This is a genomic window from Pantoea sp. ARC270 (genome assembly GCF_003236725.1).
Lineage (GTDB): Bacteria > Pseudomonadota > Gammaproteobacteria > Enterobacterales > Enterobacteriaceae > Pantoea > Pantoea anthophila.
The window spans coordinates 71,552-88,538 of sequence record NZ_PUGA01000016.1; the positions used below are offsets into that span (position 1 = coordinate 71,552).

The following is a 16,987-nucleotide window of genomic DNA, read 5'->3' on the forward strand; positions in this document are numbered from 1 at the left end:
TTTAGCAGGTTTTTCAGGCTTGCTGCCGCGACAATACTACCAGGCTAATTGTTAGAAATTGTGTATAAATCGCTGTTTTTTTACAGAAGCGCCTCACATCATACTTGTAAGTTTCCAATCTCGTTGTAGACTTTATCTCGCCAGGGTGCTCAATAACCTCCGTTTTTTTGCGGTAGAGTCATAAGCGAGCGTTTTGACCCGGCGAAGGATTTAAACCAAGAGCAACCTTTTTGCTCATTGCCTATTTGGATGATAACGAGGCGCAAAATGAAAAAGACAGCTATCGCAATTGCAGTGGCACTGGCTGGCTTCGCTACCGTAGCGCAGGCCGCTCCTAAAGATGACACCTGGTACACCGGTGCTAAACTGGGCTGGTCTCAGTATCACGACACTGGTTACTACGGTAACGGTTATGAGAACAACAACGGTCCAACTCATGAAAGCCAGCTGGGCGCAGGTGCGTTCGTTGGTTATCAGGCAAACCCATACCTGGGTTTCGAGCTGGGCTATGACTGGCTGGGTCGCATGCCTAACAAAGGCACCGTGACTAACGGCGCATTCAAAGCGCAGGGCGTTCAGCTGGCAGCTAAACTGAGCTACCCAATCTATGACGATCTGGACGTGTACACCCGTCTGGGCGGCATGGTATGGCGTGCAGATTCAACTCAGACTAACCCAACTAATGGCCGCATCAGCGACCACGACACCGGCGTATCTCCGCTGGCTGCTGTAGGTGTTGAATATGCACTGACCAAAAACTGGGCTACCCGCCTGGACTACCAGTGGGTTAACAACATCGGTGATGCACAGACCGTTGGCGCACGTCCAGACAACGGCCTGCTGAGCGTAGGCGTTTCTTACCGCTTCGGTCAGGATGACGTCGCTGCACCGGCTCCGGCTCCGGCCCCAGCTCCAGCACCCGTTGTTGAAACCAAGCGTTTCACTCTGAAGTCTGACGTTCTGTTCACCTTCAACAAAGCGACCCTGAAGCCAGAAGGCCAGCAGGCTCTGGATCAGCTGTACAGCCAGCTGAGCTCAATGGATCCTAAAGATGGTTCCGTTGTTGTACTGGGCTTCACTGACCGTATCGGTTCAGAGCAGTACAACCAGAAACTGTCTGAGAAACGTGCTCAGTCAGTCGTAGATTACCTGGTTTCTAAAGGTATCCCTTCTAACAAGATCTCTGCACGTGGCATGGGTGAATCTAACCCAGTTACCGGTAACACCTGTGACAGCGTGAAAGGCCGTAACGCCCTGATCGACTGCCTGGCGCCGGACCGTCGCGTAGAAATCGACGTTAAAGGCATCAAAGACGTTGTAACTCAGCCACAGGCTTAAGTTAACACGTAATAAAAAACCCCGCTCAGGCGGGGTTTTTTTATGCCGGTAATAAAGGGATGTTCGGAGCTGGCCACCCTGCTCCACCTGCCCGGCTAGTCGTTCTCTGAACCTGATTTACCCAGAATCTCCTGCAGGTCCTGCTTCAGACTCGACATCTGCGTAGCATATTTCTCTTTACGTTCCGCATCCTCGATCAGCTGAACAATGGTCTCAGAGAGGGTACAGCCGCGCCGCTGTGCCAGTCCGGCCAGTCGCTGCCAGACCAGATACTCCAGGTCGATCGATTTTTTTCGGGTATGCTGATGTTCTGCATTAAAATGGCGTTTCCGCCGTGCGCGAATGGTCTGTTTCAGCCGGTTATCAAGATCGGCATGGATATGTTCAGCAATCCATTCATTCACCGTCACCGGATTATTTTCCATCGCCAGCAGTTTATCGACTGCCGCCTGCGCCGCACTCAATTCAAGGTGACGCGTGATCAGTTCACCTTCCCGATGTTTTTTCACCAGGTATTTCCACTTCCATCCACTTTCAAGATTTTCGAGTTGCTGGTATTTCATCGGAATCTCATCGTGATCACGTAACGAGCTAAGAATAACAGCTTTTTTCCCGGATGCAGCAACGAAAAACATGCTGTCAGCTTCACAACTTCGCCAGGAAGTCTGCAGTGCTTAACCAGGGTGAATCCTGTATAATCTCGCTTTTCTTAAAACAGATAAATGCGATTATTTTGACCAGCACCCAACTTACGTGGCAGACCTTACAGCCGGATAGCGCACCATACCAATCCGTTTTCTCCCGAATTGCTGATGAAGAAACTGATGCTCTGGCAACGGTACAGCCCCGGTTGCTGAATGCGCTGGCGCATTTACATCATCAGTCGCAGGGATTCCCGTTACTGCTGGTTCGAAGCCAGGAGAATCGCGATTATCTGACCTTCATTGCCCAGGCCGCACAGCGGGTGATGCCCGACAGTACCACGCTGTACGGCGGTGATTACCATATCATGGGTGACACTATCACGCTCCAGCCGCCCTCCGATCCTCAGCGCCCGTTCACCAGTCAGGGTGGCATTCATTTTGCTGAATGGGTTGAGATGGAGCAGCTGTTTGGCTGCGTACGCCAGTATAAAGATCGCCTCCAGCCTGAGCCGGGCCTGATCCATCGCGCCAATGGCGGTACGCTGGTGCTCTCACTGCGAAGCCTGATGACCCAGCCGATCCTCTGGTTGCGCCTGAAAAAAGCGATTGAGCAGGGCTACGTGGAGTGGACTTCCCAGGATGAGCGCCGGCCCCTGCCCGTCTCTGTTCCGCCTGTGCCGCTCAGGCTGAATCTGGTGCTGTGCGGAGACCGCGAGGTGCTGGCCGATTTTCAGGAGCTCGATCCTGAAGCGCATGAAATGGCGATTTATACCGAATTTGAAGAGAACATTCAGATTCTGGATGAAGATGACATGCTGGCCTGGTGTCGCTGGAACGAAGAGCTGGCGCGTCAGGCGGGTCTGCCGGTTCCGGAAGCGGACTTCTGGCCGGAACTGATTAAAGAGGGTGTCCGCTATAGCGGCGATCAGGAGACATTGCCCCTCTGTCCGCGCTGGCTGCAGCGCCAGATGCGCGAGTCAGCCCTGATGGGTGACACGCTCAATGCCGAAGCGCTTCGCGACGCACTGGAAGCCCGCTTATGGCGTGAGAACTATCTCAATGAGCGGATGCGGGATGAAATCCTGCTGCGACAGATTCTGATTGAAACCGAAGGCGAAGTGGTCGGTCAGATCAACGGCCTCTCGGTCGTTGAATATCCTGGCCATCCCCGCGCCTGGGGCGATCCGACACGGATTACCTGCGTCGTTCACCCCGGTGATGGGGAGTTCATGGATATTGAGCGTAAGGCGGAGCTAGGCGGCAATATCCATGCTAAAGGCATGATGATCATGCAGGCTTACCTGATCGCAGAGCTGGAGCTCGATCAGCAACTGCCCTTCTCAGCGTCGATGGTATTTGAGCAGTCATACTCTGAAGTTGATGGCGACAGCGCCTCTCTGGCCGAGCTCTGTGCATTGATCAGCGCGCTGGCTAACCAGCCAATCAATCAGCAGATTGCCGTCACCGGATCGGTTGATCAGTTCGGCAACGTCCAGCCGGTAGGCGGCCTGAATGAGAAGATTGAAGGTTTCTTCGAGATCTGCCATCAGCGTGAACTGACCGGCCAGCAGGGCGTCATTATCCCGGCCTGTAATGTGCGTCATCTCAGCCTCAGCCAGGCAGTGGTCAGTGCGGTAGAACAGGGCCGTTTCCACATCTGGGCTGTAGAACGTGCTGATGAGGCGCTGCCACTGCTGACCGGCAAAATATGGCGTACGGAGGATGGCGAGGGCGATTGCCTGCTGCACACCATCCAGGAACGCATCAGCCTGTTCAACCAGCCGAATGTCCCGCAACGTCCCTGGGCGCTGCGCTGGCTTAACTGGTTCAACCAGCGTTAATCCGATTTGCTCAGCGTACAACTGTTCGCTAATATTCGTGATTCACTAAAACAAGGCTTATTGAAAACATGGTAGATAAACGCGAATCCTATACCAAAGAAGATCTGATTCTGTCAGGTCGTGGTGAACTGTTTGGCGAAAATGGTCCGCCGCTTCCTTCCGGCAACATGCTGATGATGGACCGCGTGGTCAAAATGACCGAAGACGGCGGCAAATATGACAAAGGCTTTGTTGAAGCAGAACTGGATATCAATCCCGATCTCTGGTTCTTCGGCTGCCACTTTATCGGCGATCCGGTGATGCCAGGCTGCCTGGGTCTGGATGCCATGTGGCAGCTGGTAGGTTTCTATCTGGGCTGGCTGGGCGGCGAAGGTAAAGGTCGTGCGCTGGGCGTGGGTGAAGTGAAATTCACTGGTCAGGTCCTGCCGGACGCGAAGAAAGTCACCTACCGCATTCATTTCAAACGCGTGATCAACCGCAAGCTGGTGATGGGCGTGGCAGATGGCGAAGTGCTGGTTGACGGTAATCTGATCTACACCGCCAGCGATCTCAAAGTGGGTCTGTTCAAAGACACCGCGGCATTCTGAGCATTCTGCACAGAAACAAAAACCTCCGCGCCAGGCGGAGGTTATTTTCCTTTTTCAGTGACATCCGGTTATGCTGCTACCGACCTGTCCTCCATGGCTTGTCGCCAACCTCCCAACCAGTGAGACTTAGCGTCAATCAACTGATACGGACACATCTCTTTTGAGCGTCCAGTAATGCCTGCCTGATAACCACGTGAATGGGCGCGTTCGAGGCGGTCTCGTTTCTGTCTCTTCATACTCCGTGTCCCTCATGTAAGGTCTGTGGAATCTGGTGGAAAGAAAAGTGGTGAATTAATGTTCAACCACTCTTACGTTCTACCCCCTGCGCACCTAAAGATCAATGCGCAATCTTCATGCCACTGTCATAAATGTGACCTTAATCGGAAAAGAAAGCGCGGTTTTGTGATGGAGACGGCAACACTATCGCCCTGATTGAGCTAATAAAAAGCCCCTGAATCATGCCGTTATATCGCGACATTTCATCAGGGGCTTAGCTTATTTATTCATAATATTCTTAATTTAGCGCAACCACACTATTGACGATCTGCTGCGCCGTCTGCTGCCAGCCGGTGGCCAGCGTTCTGACCATGGCATCGTAGCCATCTTCAGTCTGCGGCAGGACAATATTAAATGCCTGTTTGGTCAGACGGCCCTGATGCTCCAGCGTCCATTCACCGCTGACAATCGCCTTGCCGTCGTAGCGCCCCTGAAAGCCTGTAATAGTCACATTCAGCGTGTCGTGCTGCGCGCCCAGCGGCGATCCGGCTACCAGCCGCCCAGGCAGCGCCTTGCTCAGATTGGTGATCAGCGTCTGCTGCAGCTGCTGATCAAGCGGACTGGCCCAGAGGTTGTTGGCGGCAATGACATATTTGACGTCACTGGTCTGGTAGACCAGCCCGTTACCGGCCAGATAATCCGGCACCGTCACCTGCTGCACCCACAGCATCGGCTGAGCTTCGTTCATCTGGCTGCTGCTGACCTGCATGGAAGCCGCCCCGGAGGGCAGCTGATACCAGGTATTGTCAACGCTGCTGCTGCATGCGCTCATCACCAGCGCGGCACAAAGTATCAATCCTTTTTTCACTGTTTCGCCCTCTTCGGCTGGGGATCCTGTCCCGGTTTCGCCTCAAATACCAGCGCATTGCTCTTGGTGTTGAGTGTCCTCAGTACCGGCTGAAGTTCACGCAGCACCTGATCCAGTCGTTGCATATCCCCGACCAGCTTACTGTAAGCAGGCGAACCGGGCTGCAGTCCTTTCATGCTGCGATTCAGCTCACGCAGCGTCTGCTGCAGATCTTCCGGCAGGGTCTTCATTGCCGGACTGGCGGTCACTTTGTTGATATTGTCGATAGTGCGCTGCAGATCGCGCATCGTCTTCTGACTCTCTTTCAGCGTACCGGTCGCTTCATTGACCATGCCGTTCAGAGGCAGGCTGTTGATCTTATCCAGGGCCGCCATCAGTTTCTGCTGAATCTGGCTCAGTCCGCCGCTGACGGTTGGGATCACTTCATAGCCTGAGACTTTCTGCGGGCCTTTGTAGGCTGGCGCATTGTCATAGAAGTCGAGATCGACATAGAGCGCACCCGACAGCAGGTTGCCGGTTTTCAGCGTGGCACGCAGGCCACGTTTCTTCCCATCCTGCAGATGCTGCTCCAGATCGAAATTCTCGCCCAGTCGGCTGATAAAGCGATCCGGCTCAATGCGAATCAGCACCGGAACGCGGTAATCGTTGTTCAGTGCCTGATCCAGACCCGCTTTCATCAGCGGTGCCTGTGACACGGTACCGAGGCGAATGCCGCGGAATTCAACCGGTGCACCCGCCTGCAGACCGCGAATGGAGTCTGAGAAGAAGAGCACATAGTCGACGTGATTGGTGTAGAGCGAATCCTGGATGCTGCGCTGATCGTCAAACAGATGATAGTTGGCATGATTTGTCGCCGCTTCACCCAGATCCCAGCCATCCGGCACATCGAAACTGACGCCGCCACTGAACAGCGTGGTCAGCGATCCCATTTCGACCCGCATGCCTGACGCGGACATATCCACGGCGATGCCGCTGTCTTTCCAGAAACGCACATTGGTGGTCACAAGGCGGTCGTAAGGCGCGGCGATAAACAACTGATAGGTCATCATGCGTTTATCGGTGTCAAACGAACTGGTTTCCACTGTACCGACCCGGTAGCCGCGGAACAGAACCGGATCGCCCGGATTAAGCTGACCGGCTTTTTTGCTGTCCAGTATGATGCGGATCCCTTTGGCATCCGGTGGCGCCAGCGGCGGAGCATCCAGCAGCTTGTACTGCTCAGGTGCCTGGTTTTTCGTGCCGGGCTGCAGTTCGATGTAGGCGCCTGACAACAGCGTGCCAAGGCCGCTGATACCTTCACGGCCCACCTGCGGTTTCACGACCCAGAACACGCTGTCGCTGTGCAGCAGCTTGTCCATGCCCGCGTTCAGGCGCGCTTTAATTTCCACATGATGGAGATCGTCGCTTAGCACCGCGCTTTCCACCACACCGACATCCACGCTGCGGCTTTTAATGGTGGTTTTACCTGCCACAATGCCCTCAGCGTTTTCGGTAATTAATGTCACTTCCGGCCCCTGATGGCTGAAGTGATAGAAGAGGATCCATCCGCCGATAAGCAGCGTGACGATGGGGACAATCCAGACCGGCGACCAGCGCTTAATCTGTTCCACCTTTGCATGGCCGTGGTTAGTTTCCGTCAAGGCGCGACTCCTTCATTGTGTTTTCACGTGCACGATCCCAGAGTAATCGCGGGTCAAAGGTCATGGCAGCGATCATGGTGATGATCACCACCATCGCAAACAGAACTGCCCCCCACGCGGGATACACATTCATTAATTGCCCCATACGCACCAGCGCAGAGAGCACGGCAATCACAAACACGTCGATCATCGACCAGCGGCCAACAAACTCGACCACTTCATAAATCTTATGCATTTTGTGGCTGTCCCGCCGTCCGCGTCCGCTGGCATCCCAGCAGAGCCAGCCAATTGCCAGCATTTTCAGCGTCGGCACCATGATGCTGGCGATAAAGATCACCAGCGCCACCGGATAGGAGCCATCAGCCCACAGCACAATCACCCCCGCCATGATATTGGAGGGATAGGCGCTGCCCAGCGTCTCCGTGACCATAATCGGCATCAGGTTAGCCGGAATGTAGAGCAGCACCGAGGTGAGCAGCAGCGCCAGCGTCCACTGCAGGCTGTGCTTACGCCGGGCCTGTGCCTGGACGCCACAACGCGGACAGACGGGCTTATCCGCAGGCAGAATGGCGGTGCAGCAGGGACAGGATCGCAGGCCCTGCGCCAGGCCACTGACGCCCACCTCGGGCGCATGCGGCAGTGCGGGTCGGGGTGAGAGGCGATCCCACAGCGCACGCCGATCGACGCACTGAAAGGCACGCAACTGCAGCAGACAGAACAGAACCCAGGGCCAGAAGCTGGTTTCCAGTCCGATTTCACCATAGGCCATCAGCTTGACGAAGCTGACCAGCACGCCAGCCATGAAGATTTCTGACATGCCCCAGTTGCGCAGATGAAACAGGATTCGGGCGAGACCGACTCTGAGCGGCGTGGGTAACGGTATCGGATTGACCAGCAAAAGGATGGTTATCATGCAGAAGGCGGGAACCGCCTGCACGAACAGCAGAAACAGCGTGGCGAGACTGCTGTAATCTTCCGACACCATCACTCTGGGTATCTGCATCAGGGTGATCTGGCTGGTCAGCCCGGCCACCTTCATAGAGACGAATGGAAACAGGTTCGCCAGCACCAGCATAAACAGCGCCGCCAGCGCGTAGCCCGTTGGTCGTTTACGCGGTTCATGCCAGTTCGCCGTCAGAGCAGTGTGGCAGCGCGGGCATGATGCCCGGCTGCCAACGGGAATGTCCGGCAGCCTGATCGTTAAATCGCACTGTGGACAGAGCATCCACGCGTTAGTTTTCACTGCTGAACACATCCGTTAGCCCTGCCCTACGCGCCGTTTTTCAGTGACTCAAGCTCTTCCCATCGCGCAAACGCGGTTTCCAGCTCCTGCTCGGCCTGAGCAAGGTTATCCAGCACCGGTTGCGTCTGATCGTGTGGCTGACTGAAGAAGTCCGGATGACTCATCTTCGCCTGCAGTTCACCGATGCGCGCTTCAAGCTGCTCCAGTTTTTGCGGCAATTGTTCCAGCTCACGCGCCAGATTATAGCTGAGTTTATTCACGTTACGCTTCGCCTCGCTCTTCTCTGCGGCGGGCTTCGCGGTGCTGGTTGCCGCTCTGGCTGGGGCTGAGGCCTTGTGCTGACGGTAGGCTGCACGCTGCTGTTGTGCATCGTGGTAGCCGCCAACAAAGGTGCCAATCTCGCCATTCCCTTCGAAAATCCAGCACTCGGTCACGGTATTATCGACGAACTGACGATCGTGGCTGACCAGCAGTACCGTGCCCTGATAACCATCAATCAGCTCTTCCAGCAGTTCCAGCGTTTCGACGTCGAGGTCGTTAGTCGGTTCATCGAGAATCATCAGGTTGCTGGGACGCAGGAACAGACGCGCCAGCAGCAGGCGGTTACGTTCACCACCAGAGAGCGCGCGCACCGGGGTCATGGCCCGTTTCGGGTGGAACAGGAAGTCCTGCAGATAACCCAGAACGTGGCGCGGTTTGCCGTTGACCAGGACTTCCTGCTTGCCTTCGGCCAGGTTGTCCATCACGGTGCGATCCGGGTCCAGCTCCGCACGGTGCTGGTCAAAGTAGGCCACTTCCAGCTTGGTGCCGGAATGCACGCGGCCATGATCGGCCTTAAGCTGTTGCAGCATCAGGCGCAGCAGTGTGGTTTTACCGCAGCCGTTTGGCCCGATCAAAGCAATCTTATCGCCACGCTGCACCTGGGAAGAGAAGTCCTTCACCAGCACTTTGCCATCGACCGCGTAATCGACATTTTCCAGTTCAAAGACAATTTTGCCCGAGCGGGAGGCTTCGCCCACCTGCATGTTCGCTTTGCCCATCACTTCACGGCGTTCAGAACGCTCGCGACGCAGGGCTTTCAGCGCACGCACGCGACCTTCATTGCGGGTACGACGGGCTTTGATGCCCTGACGGATCCACACCTCTTCCTGCGCCAGCTTGCGGTCAAACTCCGCGTTCTGCATCTCTTCGACGCGCAGCGCTTCCTCTTTACCCGCCAGATACTGATCGTAGTTGCCCGGCCAGGAGACCAGTTTGCCGCGGTCAAGGTCGACGATCCGCGTCGCCATGTTGCGGATAAACGAACGGTCATGGGAGATAAAGACGATGCTGCCGCTGAAATTCTTTAGGAAGGTTTCCAGCCAGTCGATGGTTTCAATATCCAGGTGGTTCGTTGGTTCATCCAGCATCAGAACGCGCGGATTGCTCACCAACGCACGGCCCAGCGCCGCTTTACGCAGCCAGCCACCCGAAAGCGATGAGAGCTCGGTATCGGGCTTCAGGCCAATCTGCTCCAGCACATCATGGATGCGGCTTTCCAGCTGCCACAGATTCTGATGGTCGAGAATGCTCTGCAGACGCGCCATCTCGTTGAGGTTTTTATCGCTTGGATCGTCCATCACCAGATGGGAAATGGCGTGATAGGCTTTCAGATGCTCTGCCTGCTCTTCAACGCCTTCAGCCACGAAGTCATAGACCGAACCGGTAATATTGCGTGGGGGGTCCTGTTGCAGACGTGCCACGACCAGGTCGGTTTCATAAATAATGCGACCATCATCCAGGGGCTGTTCACCATTGATGATCTTCATCAGGGTGGATTTACCTGCACCGTTACGGCCGACCAGACAGACGCGCTCGTTCTCTTCGATATGCAGTTCGGTGTTGTCTAGCAGCGGCGCATCGCTGAAGGAGAGATAGGCGCCGTGGATACTGATTAATGACATGTAATCTTATTCCTTACCGGCGTGTGTGATCAGCCAGCAGTTGTGAATGTGTCGGTTGCGCGCGAAATCCTGCGACTGCGTTTTCTGGGTAATATCCTGCGCCTGCAGGCCCAGAGATTTCAGGCCATCCATGTCCATTTTAAAACCGCGTTTGTTGTTGGAGAACATGATGGTGCCGCCGCGACGCAGCAGGCGCTTCAGGTTACGCATCAGCATCATATGATCGCGCTGAACGTCGAAGCTCTCTTCCATACGCTTGGAGTTGGAGAAAGTTGGCGGATCGATAAAGATCATGTCAAAATTCTCATCACTCTCATGCAGCCAGCTCAGGCAGTCCGCCTGCATCAGACGGTGCTGACGACCGGTCAGCCCGTTGAGACGCAGGTTGCGTTCCGCCCACTCCAGATAGGTGCGTGACATATCGACCGTGGTGGTCGAGCGTGCCCCGCCCAGACCGGCATGCACACTGGCGGTGCCGGTGTAAGCAAACAGATTCAGGAAATCTTTACCCTTGCTCATATTACCGAGCATTTTGCGGGCAATGCGGTGGTCGAGGAACAGACCGGTATCGAGATAGTCGGTCAGGTTCACCAGGAAACGCGCATTAAACTCTTTAACTTCGAAATAGTCGCCCTTCTCACTCAGCTTCTGATACTGCGCTTTGCCCTTCTGGCGTTCGCGGGTTTTCATTATCAGACGGTCTGCAGGCAACGCCAGTACGGTGAGCGTCGCACTGATCACATCGAACAGGCGCTGACGCGCTTTGTTGGGATCGATGGTTTTCGGTGGCGCATACTCCTGGATAATCACCCAGTCAGCGTAGCGGTCAACAGCCACGTTGTAGTCTGGCAGATCGGCATCGTAAATGCGGTAGCATTCAATGCCTTCCTGACGCGCCCACTTCTCCAGCTTCTTCACGTTTTTACGCAGACGGTTTGCGTAATCTTCCGCAATCTGTCCGGCGCTTTCGCTGCTGTTCACCGCGAGCTGATAGTTTTTCTGCACGCAATCCAGCGGGCCGTTTTTGGCTTTAAACTGACGGTCGGCGCGCAGCTGCAGGCAGCTCAGCAGCTCAGGTGAGGCGCTGAACAGGGAAAGCTTCCAGCCGCCAAAATGCTGTTTCATCAGGCGTCCAAGCTGACTGTGCAGCGCGATCAGCGCCGGTTCGCTCTCCAGGCGCTCACCGTAGGGGGGGTTGCTCAGCACCGTGCCGTGAACCGCCGCATCCACCGGATTAGTCAGCTTCAGCAGATCCTGCTGTGCAAAGGTAAAGAGCTCTTCCACACCCGCACGGCGGGCATTCGCCTGCGCCCACTCCAGCACCCGGCCGTTCGTGTCATAGCCAAAGAAGCGCGCCTGCGTATTCTCCGTGCCGGTGCGGGCACGATTATGCGCTTCGTTTTTCACGTCCTGCCACAGCGCAGCATTAAACTGGCTCCAGGCCATAAAGCCCCAGTGACGGCGCAGCAGGCCAGGCGCACGATCGCAGGCGATCAGCGCAGCTTCAATCAGCAGCGTACCTGAACCGCACATCGGATCGATCAGCGGGGTGGATGGCTCCCAGCCAGAACGCAGCACAATCGCCGCCGCCAGATTCTCTTTTAACGGTGCCTGACCGGTCTGCTGGCGATAGCCACGCTGATGTAATGAACTGCCGCTCAGATCCAGCGCGATGCTGGCGCGATCGTCATTCAGCCAGACGTTGATACGAATATCCGCCTGCTCACGATCGACATTGGGACGCTCAAGATTCTTACGGGTAAAGCTGTCCACAATGGCATCTTTGACTTTCAGCGCACCAAACTGGCTGTTGCGAATCGAGTCATTGGTGCCGCTGAAATGGACGACAAAGGTTTTGTCGCTGCCGAACATGGACGGCCAGTCCACGCCCTGCACACCCAGATAGAGATCGAGGTCGCTGTAGACGCCAAACTCTCCCAGCGGCAACAGGATGCGTGATGCTAAACGGCTCCACATCAGGCTTTGGTACATGACGCGATCGTCGGCTTCGTAGTGAACGCCTCCCTGCACCACTTGCAAATCCTGCGCGCCCAGCGCGTCCAGCTCACTTTTTAACAGCTCTTCGAGCCCACGCGCCGTGCTGGCAAACAGAGAATTCATATCGTCACTTTTTAACTCTTGAGAAAATTGTCGCGCATTATAGCGAATCACAGACCTATGTCATAAAGTTAGCTTCTTTTGTCTTGCGCGTCGGGTTTCAAGGAGAACACCATGATCACGCTTTCCCGCTTATTTATTCATCCTGTGAAGTCGATGCGGGGGCTGGCGCTGTCACACGCCCGGGTTTCTGGCAGCGGGCTGGCTTTTGATCGTCTGTTTATGGTGACGGAACCTGACGGCACCTTTATTACCGCCCGGCAGCATCCGGAGATGGTGCGCTTTACACCCGCTATTTTACCTGAGGGGCTGTTACTGGAAGCGCCTGACGGCAGTCACATGCTTATCCGCTTCAGCGATTTCGGGGAGCAGGAACACCCGACCGAGGTCTGGGGCAATCGCTTCAGCGCACGCATCGCCCCGCCCGCCATGAATCAGTGGCTGAGCCAGTTCTTTCCCCGTGACGTCCAGCTGCGCTGGGTCGGACCTGAACCCCGTCGCCGGGTCAAAGCATTTGACCATGTCCCGCTGAGTTTTGCCGATGGCTATCCGTTTTTGCTGGTGAACAGCGCCTCGCTGCATGACCTGCAACAGCGCTGCCCGGCCAGCGTACGTGCCGAACAGTTTCGTCCCAATCTGGTCGTGAGCGGCGCGGCTGCATGGGATGAAGACAGCTGGGCGGAGATCCGGATAGGTGAAGTCATCTTTGAAGTGCCGAAACCCTGCAGTCGCTGCGTGCTGACCACGGTCAGCCCCGAAACCGGACGCAAACATCCTGCCGGTCATCCGCTCGCCACTCTGCAGACGTTCCGCAGCGCCCAGGATGGCAGCGGGGATATCGATTTTGGCCTGAATCTGGTGGCCCGTAATCAGGGTGTGGTACGTGCCGGTGACGAAATGGTGATCCTGAAGCGCCATGCTCCGCGCCTCTACGGTGCCGGAGAGGTCATTGAGACGCTGAAACCGCAGCCGCAGACCCCTGATGATGTGGCTATCACCTTTCAGGGACAGACCTTCCGCGGGGATAATCAGCAGGTGTTACTGGATCAGCTGGAAATGCAGGGATTTCGTATCCCCTACTCCTGTCGTGCGGGACTGTGCGGCAGCTGTAAGCTGAATCTGGTGTCGGGCGAAGTTAAAGCGCTGAAAAAAGGCGCCGTGCGTCAGGACGGAACGCTGCTGAGCTGCAGCTGTATTCCGGCAGGCGATGTCGAACTGAAGTAGTCAGACCGCGCGGGCATAGCGCGGTGCGACATCCTGATACCAGGGCTGCAGGCGGTCGTTCATCACCTTGATGGCATCGCCGAGCACCATATTTTTGCCGGCCAGCGTCAGTGCTGGCTGAGCCAGCAGGCAGAGCGCCGCGTTACTGCCGCTTTCAACCACCAGCAGACGCGCCTGCGTTCCCTCTTCTGCCAGCGTAACCTGCACCATCTCACCGGGCCGCGGCTGCATAGCCGGGGCATATGCGGTGAAGTGCCAGCTTTTCGGCATCAGCGGTTTCAGGAAGCGCGCGGCGACCAGGGCATTCAGCACCAGTTCAGCGCGATGGCTGCCACTGAGTTTGCACTGACGGCAGGTCTCTTCAAAGGTGTAATAGAGGGCGGCATCATCAACACAGAAACCCGACTCTGAGAACGCATCGGGCGTGAGCATTTTGCGGGAATAGCGGGAGCGAAAAAGCATACCGTCTGCCAGGTCGAGCATCATTCGGTCGTGGCTGTTGTCAAAATACCAACGCCAGTTATCGTCGGGTTTAATGTTCATCGTCTGCCCTGTCTTTTACCGCTGCGCCATACGTCACGCAGAATTCAGCGAAAATAGAATATAAGGAAAAGCTGAAAAATCGTGCAACAGGACAAAATATAAACGAGCCGAGGGGATAAATAAACCCCCCGGCGAAGCATTGTGAGAATTGTCTTAGAGATGCGTGACGATATCTTTAATTAATCCTGGCCCCTGATAAATAAAGCCTGAATAGATCTGAACCAGCGTGGCCCCTGCCGCAATCTTTTCACGCGCAGCGGTCAGAGAATCAATGCCGCCTGCGCCGATAATCGGCAGGCGTCCCTGCAGTTCCTGTGAGAGGCGCTGAATGACCGCCGTGCTGCGCGACTGGACAGGCCGTCCGCTTAAGCCACCGGCTTCCTCAGCATGCTTAAGCCCCGTGACCAGGGAGCGATCCAGCGTGGTATTCGTAGCAATCACGCCATCGATCTGGTGACGCACTAAACTGTCCGCTACCTGAATTAACTCCTCTTCAGAGAGGTCCGGGGCAATTTTTACGGCCAGCGGAACATATTTGAGATGACGCTGTTCCAGCGCTTTTTGTTTCTGTTTAATGGCGGAAAGCAGATCATCCAGAGCCTCACCATATTGCAGTGAGCGCAGACCGGGAGTGTTAGGTGAGGAAATATTGATGGCGATATAACCGGCATGGGCATACACCTTTTCCATGCAGATCAGGTAATCCTCTTTTCCCTGCTCAACCGGCGTATCTTTATTTTTGCCGATATTAATCCCCAGTACGCCGTTAAAACGCGCTTTTTTCACGTTTTCGACCAGGTGATCGACCCCCAGATTATTAAATCCCATGCGATTGATAATCCCGCCCGCTTCAACCAGTCGGAACATGCGCGGCTTATCATTGCCTGCCTGAGCGCGCGGCGTGACGGTGCCCACTTCAACAAACCCGAAGCCCATCGCCGCAAAGGCGTCAATGCACTCCGCGTTTTTATCCAGGCCCGCGGCCAGGCCAAGGGCATTTTTAAAGGTCAGTCCCATACAGGTGACCGGACGCGACGGCAGATTCTGGCGATAAAACCGTTCCAGCGGGGTGCCATTCATAAAGCGCAGTTGCTGAAAGGTGAGTTCGTGCGCGCGTTCGGGGTCGAGTTTAAACAGCGCCGGTCGGACGATAGGATAAAACATGCACTCTCCTGAAGGACGGAAGCAATCGTGAAAGTCGGTGCACGGGAAATTGTGCGCCAGAATGGTAAAGTGCTCTGGCGCAAAAGTAAATCGAAGGGCGGAAAGGCGGGAAGTTAAGTCACCTTGCTTTGATCTTACGCAGCGGAATCGTTTACGGGGCGATTTTCCACCTGAGAGGGAAAGAGATATTCTCGCAGGATACCGTGACGATGCATGATGCCAAAAATGCCAAGACAGACAAACGCTTCCGCACCCACCATCGACCATGCCGCGCCGATTGCGCCAAACTTCCAGGCCAGGAAACAGCAGAGCGGTACGTTAATCACCCCCGCCGCCATCATGACCCACATACGCTGGCGCGCCAGGCCGTGTGGGATCAGGATCTGTAATCCGGCCGGATAGGCGATGTTGCCAAACAGGAAGCAGAGCACGAAGACGCGCAGCACATCCGCCGACGGAATAAAGTCTTTACCCAGTAAAATCGAGACGACAAGGTCAGCAAAAAACCAGGTAAAGATGACAATCGACAGACTCAGAGAGAATGAGAGCAGCAGACTTTTGCGTGTTGCGGCAATCGCGGCGCGTTTATCCCGGCCGAACAGGTGGCTGACGCGCGGAAAGAAGGCGCTCCCGATCTGCTCCGGCACGGAGTTTGCCGCTTTACGCAGGCGATCGGCACCGTTATAGATCCCCACCATATAGGTAGAGGTAAAGGTCGCCAGGATCACCACGTTGACGCTGTTAAACAGGTTGGCCCCGGCAATGGCAATAAAGACATCCATGCTGTCGGTGATGCGCTGTTTAATTTCACGCGGTTCAAAGCGGTAATGGCCAATGACTTTCATCTCCAGCACAAACTTCAGCGTTATCGCCGCACTGATCATGGAGACGACGCCAGGGATCAACGCAGCCAGCCAGGTGTCCTGCGGAGATTTCACCAGCAAAAAGGTCAGCGGAATGGCGCAGAAGTTACCGAAGGTGGCGATAACCGCGGTTTTACCCAGCTTCTCAAAGCCCTGCATCAGCCAGCCAAAGGAAAACAGCGAACCAACCAGCGTCGTGCAGTTCGCCAGCACAATAAAGAACAGTGAGTGCCAGGCAGGATTAAACCAGGTGGCGGTGAGCAGCGTGCCACTGGTCAGCAGCAGCAGCATCAGCTTGGCGTTAAAGGTGGACCAGAAGAGCTGACTGACACGCTCCTTGTCGTCACGATGGTGAGCAATATCTTTGGTGGTAAAGACATTGAATCCCCAGTCGGAGATGGTGCTGCAATAGAGCACGCAGGCGATCGCCAGCGCCAGCGTACCCATCTGTTCTACCCCCAGAACACGGGCCAGATAGGGCAGCGTAGCCAGCGGAAACAGAAACGACGCGCCGCGATACGCCAGCAGCGAAAAAATATTAATAATCAGACTTTTATCGAGTACTTTTGCCATGACGCAACAACCTTATACACATTGCATGTCTCACCTTCTCATTTCGCTAAGGCATAAACAATATCGCTTCAAATTTTTCAGAATCCGGCTGCTTTTGCAGGATCAGGCGGCACGACTGAGCTCTTTTTTAACTTTGTAATGCTGTAACGCAATAAAGAGTTCAGGGCGATTGAACAGTAGCC

Annotated in this window: 14 protein-coding genes; 4 read left to right on the forward strand and 10 right to left on the reverse strand. The window is 55.4% G+C overall.

The window, feature by feature from the left end; all coding sequences use genetic code 11:
* Positions 1-267 precede the first annotated feature (267 nt).
* Positions 268-1,338 (forward strand): porin OmpA, encoded by a 1,071-nt coding sequence (gene ompA, locus CKF42_RS09805; RefSeq protein ID WP_111208081.1) that lies wholly within the window; start codon positions 268-270, stop codon positions 1,336-1,338.
* Positions 1,339-1,433: 95 nt separating this feature from the next.
* Here the strand turns inward: ompA and matP are convergent, their stop codons facing one another.
* Positions 1,434-1,901 (reverse strand): macrodomain Ter protein MatP, encoded by a 468-nt coding sequence (gene matP, locus CKF42_RS09810; RefSeq protein ID WP_146239929.1) that lies wholly within the window; start codon positions 1,899-1,901, stop codon positions 1,434-1,436.
* Positions 1,902-1,954: 53 nt separating this feature from the next.
* On the opposite strand from matP, the gene CKF42_RS09815 reads away from it, so the two are divergent.
* Complete coding sequence (locus CKF42_RS09815) at positions 1,955-3,823, forward strand: Lon protease family protein (protein WP_111208083.1); 1,869 nt, start codon at positions 1,955-1,957, stop codon at positions 3,821-3,823.
* 68 nt (positions 3,824-3,891) lie between these two features.
* Positions 3,892-4,410, forward strand: a complete 519-nt coding sequence (fabA, locus tag CKF42_RS09820; RefSeq protein ID WP_009091047.1) for a bifunctional 3-hydroxydecanoyl-ACP dehydratase/trans-2-decenoyl-ACP isomerase — start codon at positions 3,892-3,894, stop codon at positions 4,408-4,410.
* A gap of 68 nt (positions 4,411-4,478) precedes the next feature.
* Here fabA and rmf read toward each other — a convergent pair whose 3' ends face one another.
* From rmf to rlmKL, 6 genes are all read right to left on the reverse strand, one after another.
* Positions 4,479-4,646, reverse strand: coding sequence for a ribosome modulation factor (rmf, locus tag CKF42_RS09825; protein WP_008925875.1), 168 nt, complete (start codon positions 4,644-4,646; stop codon positions 4,479-4,481).
* Positions 4,647-4,924: 278 nt separating this feature from the next.
* Positions 4,925-5,494 (reverse strand): membrane integrity-associated transporter subunit PqiC, encoded by a 570-nt coding sequence (gene pqiC / locus CKF42_RS09830; protein ID WP_111208084.1) that lies wholly within the window; start codon positions 5,492-5,494, stop codon positions 4,925-4,927.
* Complete coding sequence (pqiB, locus tag CKF42_RS09835; protein WP_111208085.1) at positions 5,491-7,134, reverse strand: intermembrane transport protein PqiB; 1,644 nt, start codon at positions 7,132-7,134, stop codon at positions 5,491-5,493. The genes pqiC and pqiB overlap by 4 nt, the downstream gene beginning before the upstream one ends.
* The gene (gene pqiA, locus CKF42_RS09840; RefSeq protein ID WP_111208086.1) at positions 7,121-8,389 is read right to left on the reverse strand and encodes a membrane integrity-associated transporter subunit PqiA; all 1,269 of its coding nucleotides are present in this window, start codon (positions 8,387-8,389) and stop codon (positions 7,121-7,123) included. The genes pqiB and pqiA overlap by 14 nt, the downstream gene beginning before the upstream one ends.
* A gap of 14 nt (positions 8,390-8,403) precedes the next feature.
* The gene (locus CKF42_RS09845; protein WP_058957434.1) at positions 8,404-10,320 is read right to left on the reverse strand and encodes an ABC transporter ATP-binding protein; all 1,917 of its coding nucleotides are present in this window, start codon (positions 10,318-10,320) and stop codon (positions 8,404-8,406) included.
* 6 nt (positions 10,321-10,326) lie between these two features.
* The gene (rlmKL, locus tag CKF42_RS09850) at positions 10,327-12,441 is read right to left on the reverse strand and encodes a bifunctional 23S rRNA (guanine(2069)-N(7))-methyltransferase RlmK/23S rRNA (guanine(2445)-N(2))-methyltransferase RlmL (RefSeq protein WP_111208093.1); all 2,115 of its coding nucleotides are present in this window, start codon (positions 12,439-12,441) and stop codon (positions 10,327-10,329) included.
* A gap of 111 nt (positions 12,442-12,552) precedes the next feature.
* Here rlmKL and CKF42_RS09855 point away from each other — a divergent pair, with 111 nt between their 5' ends.
* Positions 12,553-13,662, forward strand: a complete 1,110-nt coding sequence (locus CKF42_RS09855) for a YcbX family protein (protein WP_111208087.1) — start codon at positions 12,553-12,555, stop codon at positions 13,660-13,662.
* Here CKF42_RS09855 and CKF42_RS09860 read toward each other — a convergent pair whose 3' ends face one another.
* From CKF42_RS09860 to CKF42_RS09870, 3 genes are all read right to left on the reverse strand, one after another.
* Positions 13,663-14,205: a cell division protein ZapC gene (locus tag CKF42_RS09860; protein ID WP_009091060.1), complete on the reverse strand. Its 543-nt coding sequence runs from the start codon at positions 14,203-14,205 to the stop codon at positions 13,663-13,665.
* A 153-nt stretch (positions 14,206-14,358) separates the two neighbouring features.
* Positions 14,359-15,369, reverse strand: a complete 1,011-nt coding sequence (pyrD, locus tag CKF42_RS09865; RefSeq protein WP_111208088.1) for a quinone-dependent dihydroorotate dehydrogenase — start codon at positions 15,367-15,369, stop codon at positions 14,359-14,361.
* Between the two features lie 134 nt (positions 15,370-15,503).
* Positions 15,504-16,805: a flippase gene (locus CKF42_RS09870; RefSeq protein WP_009091062.1), complete on the reverse strand. Its 1,302-nt coding sequence runs from the start codon at positions 16,803-16,805 to the stop codon at positions 15,504-15,506.
* Positions 16,806-16,987 lie beyond the last annotated feature (182 nt).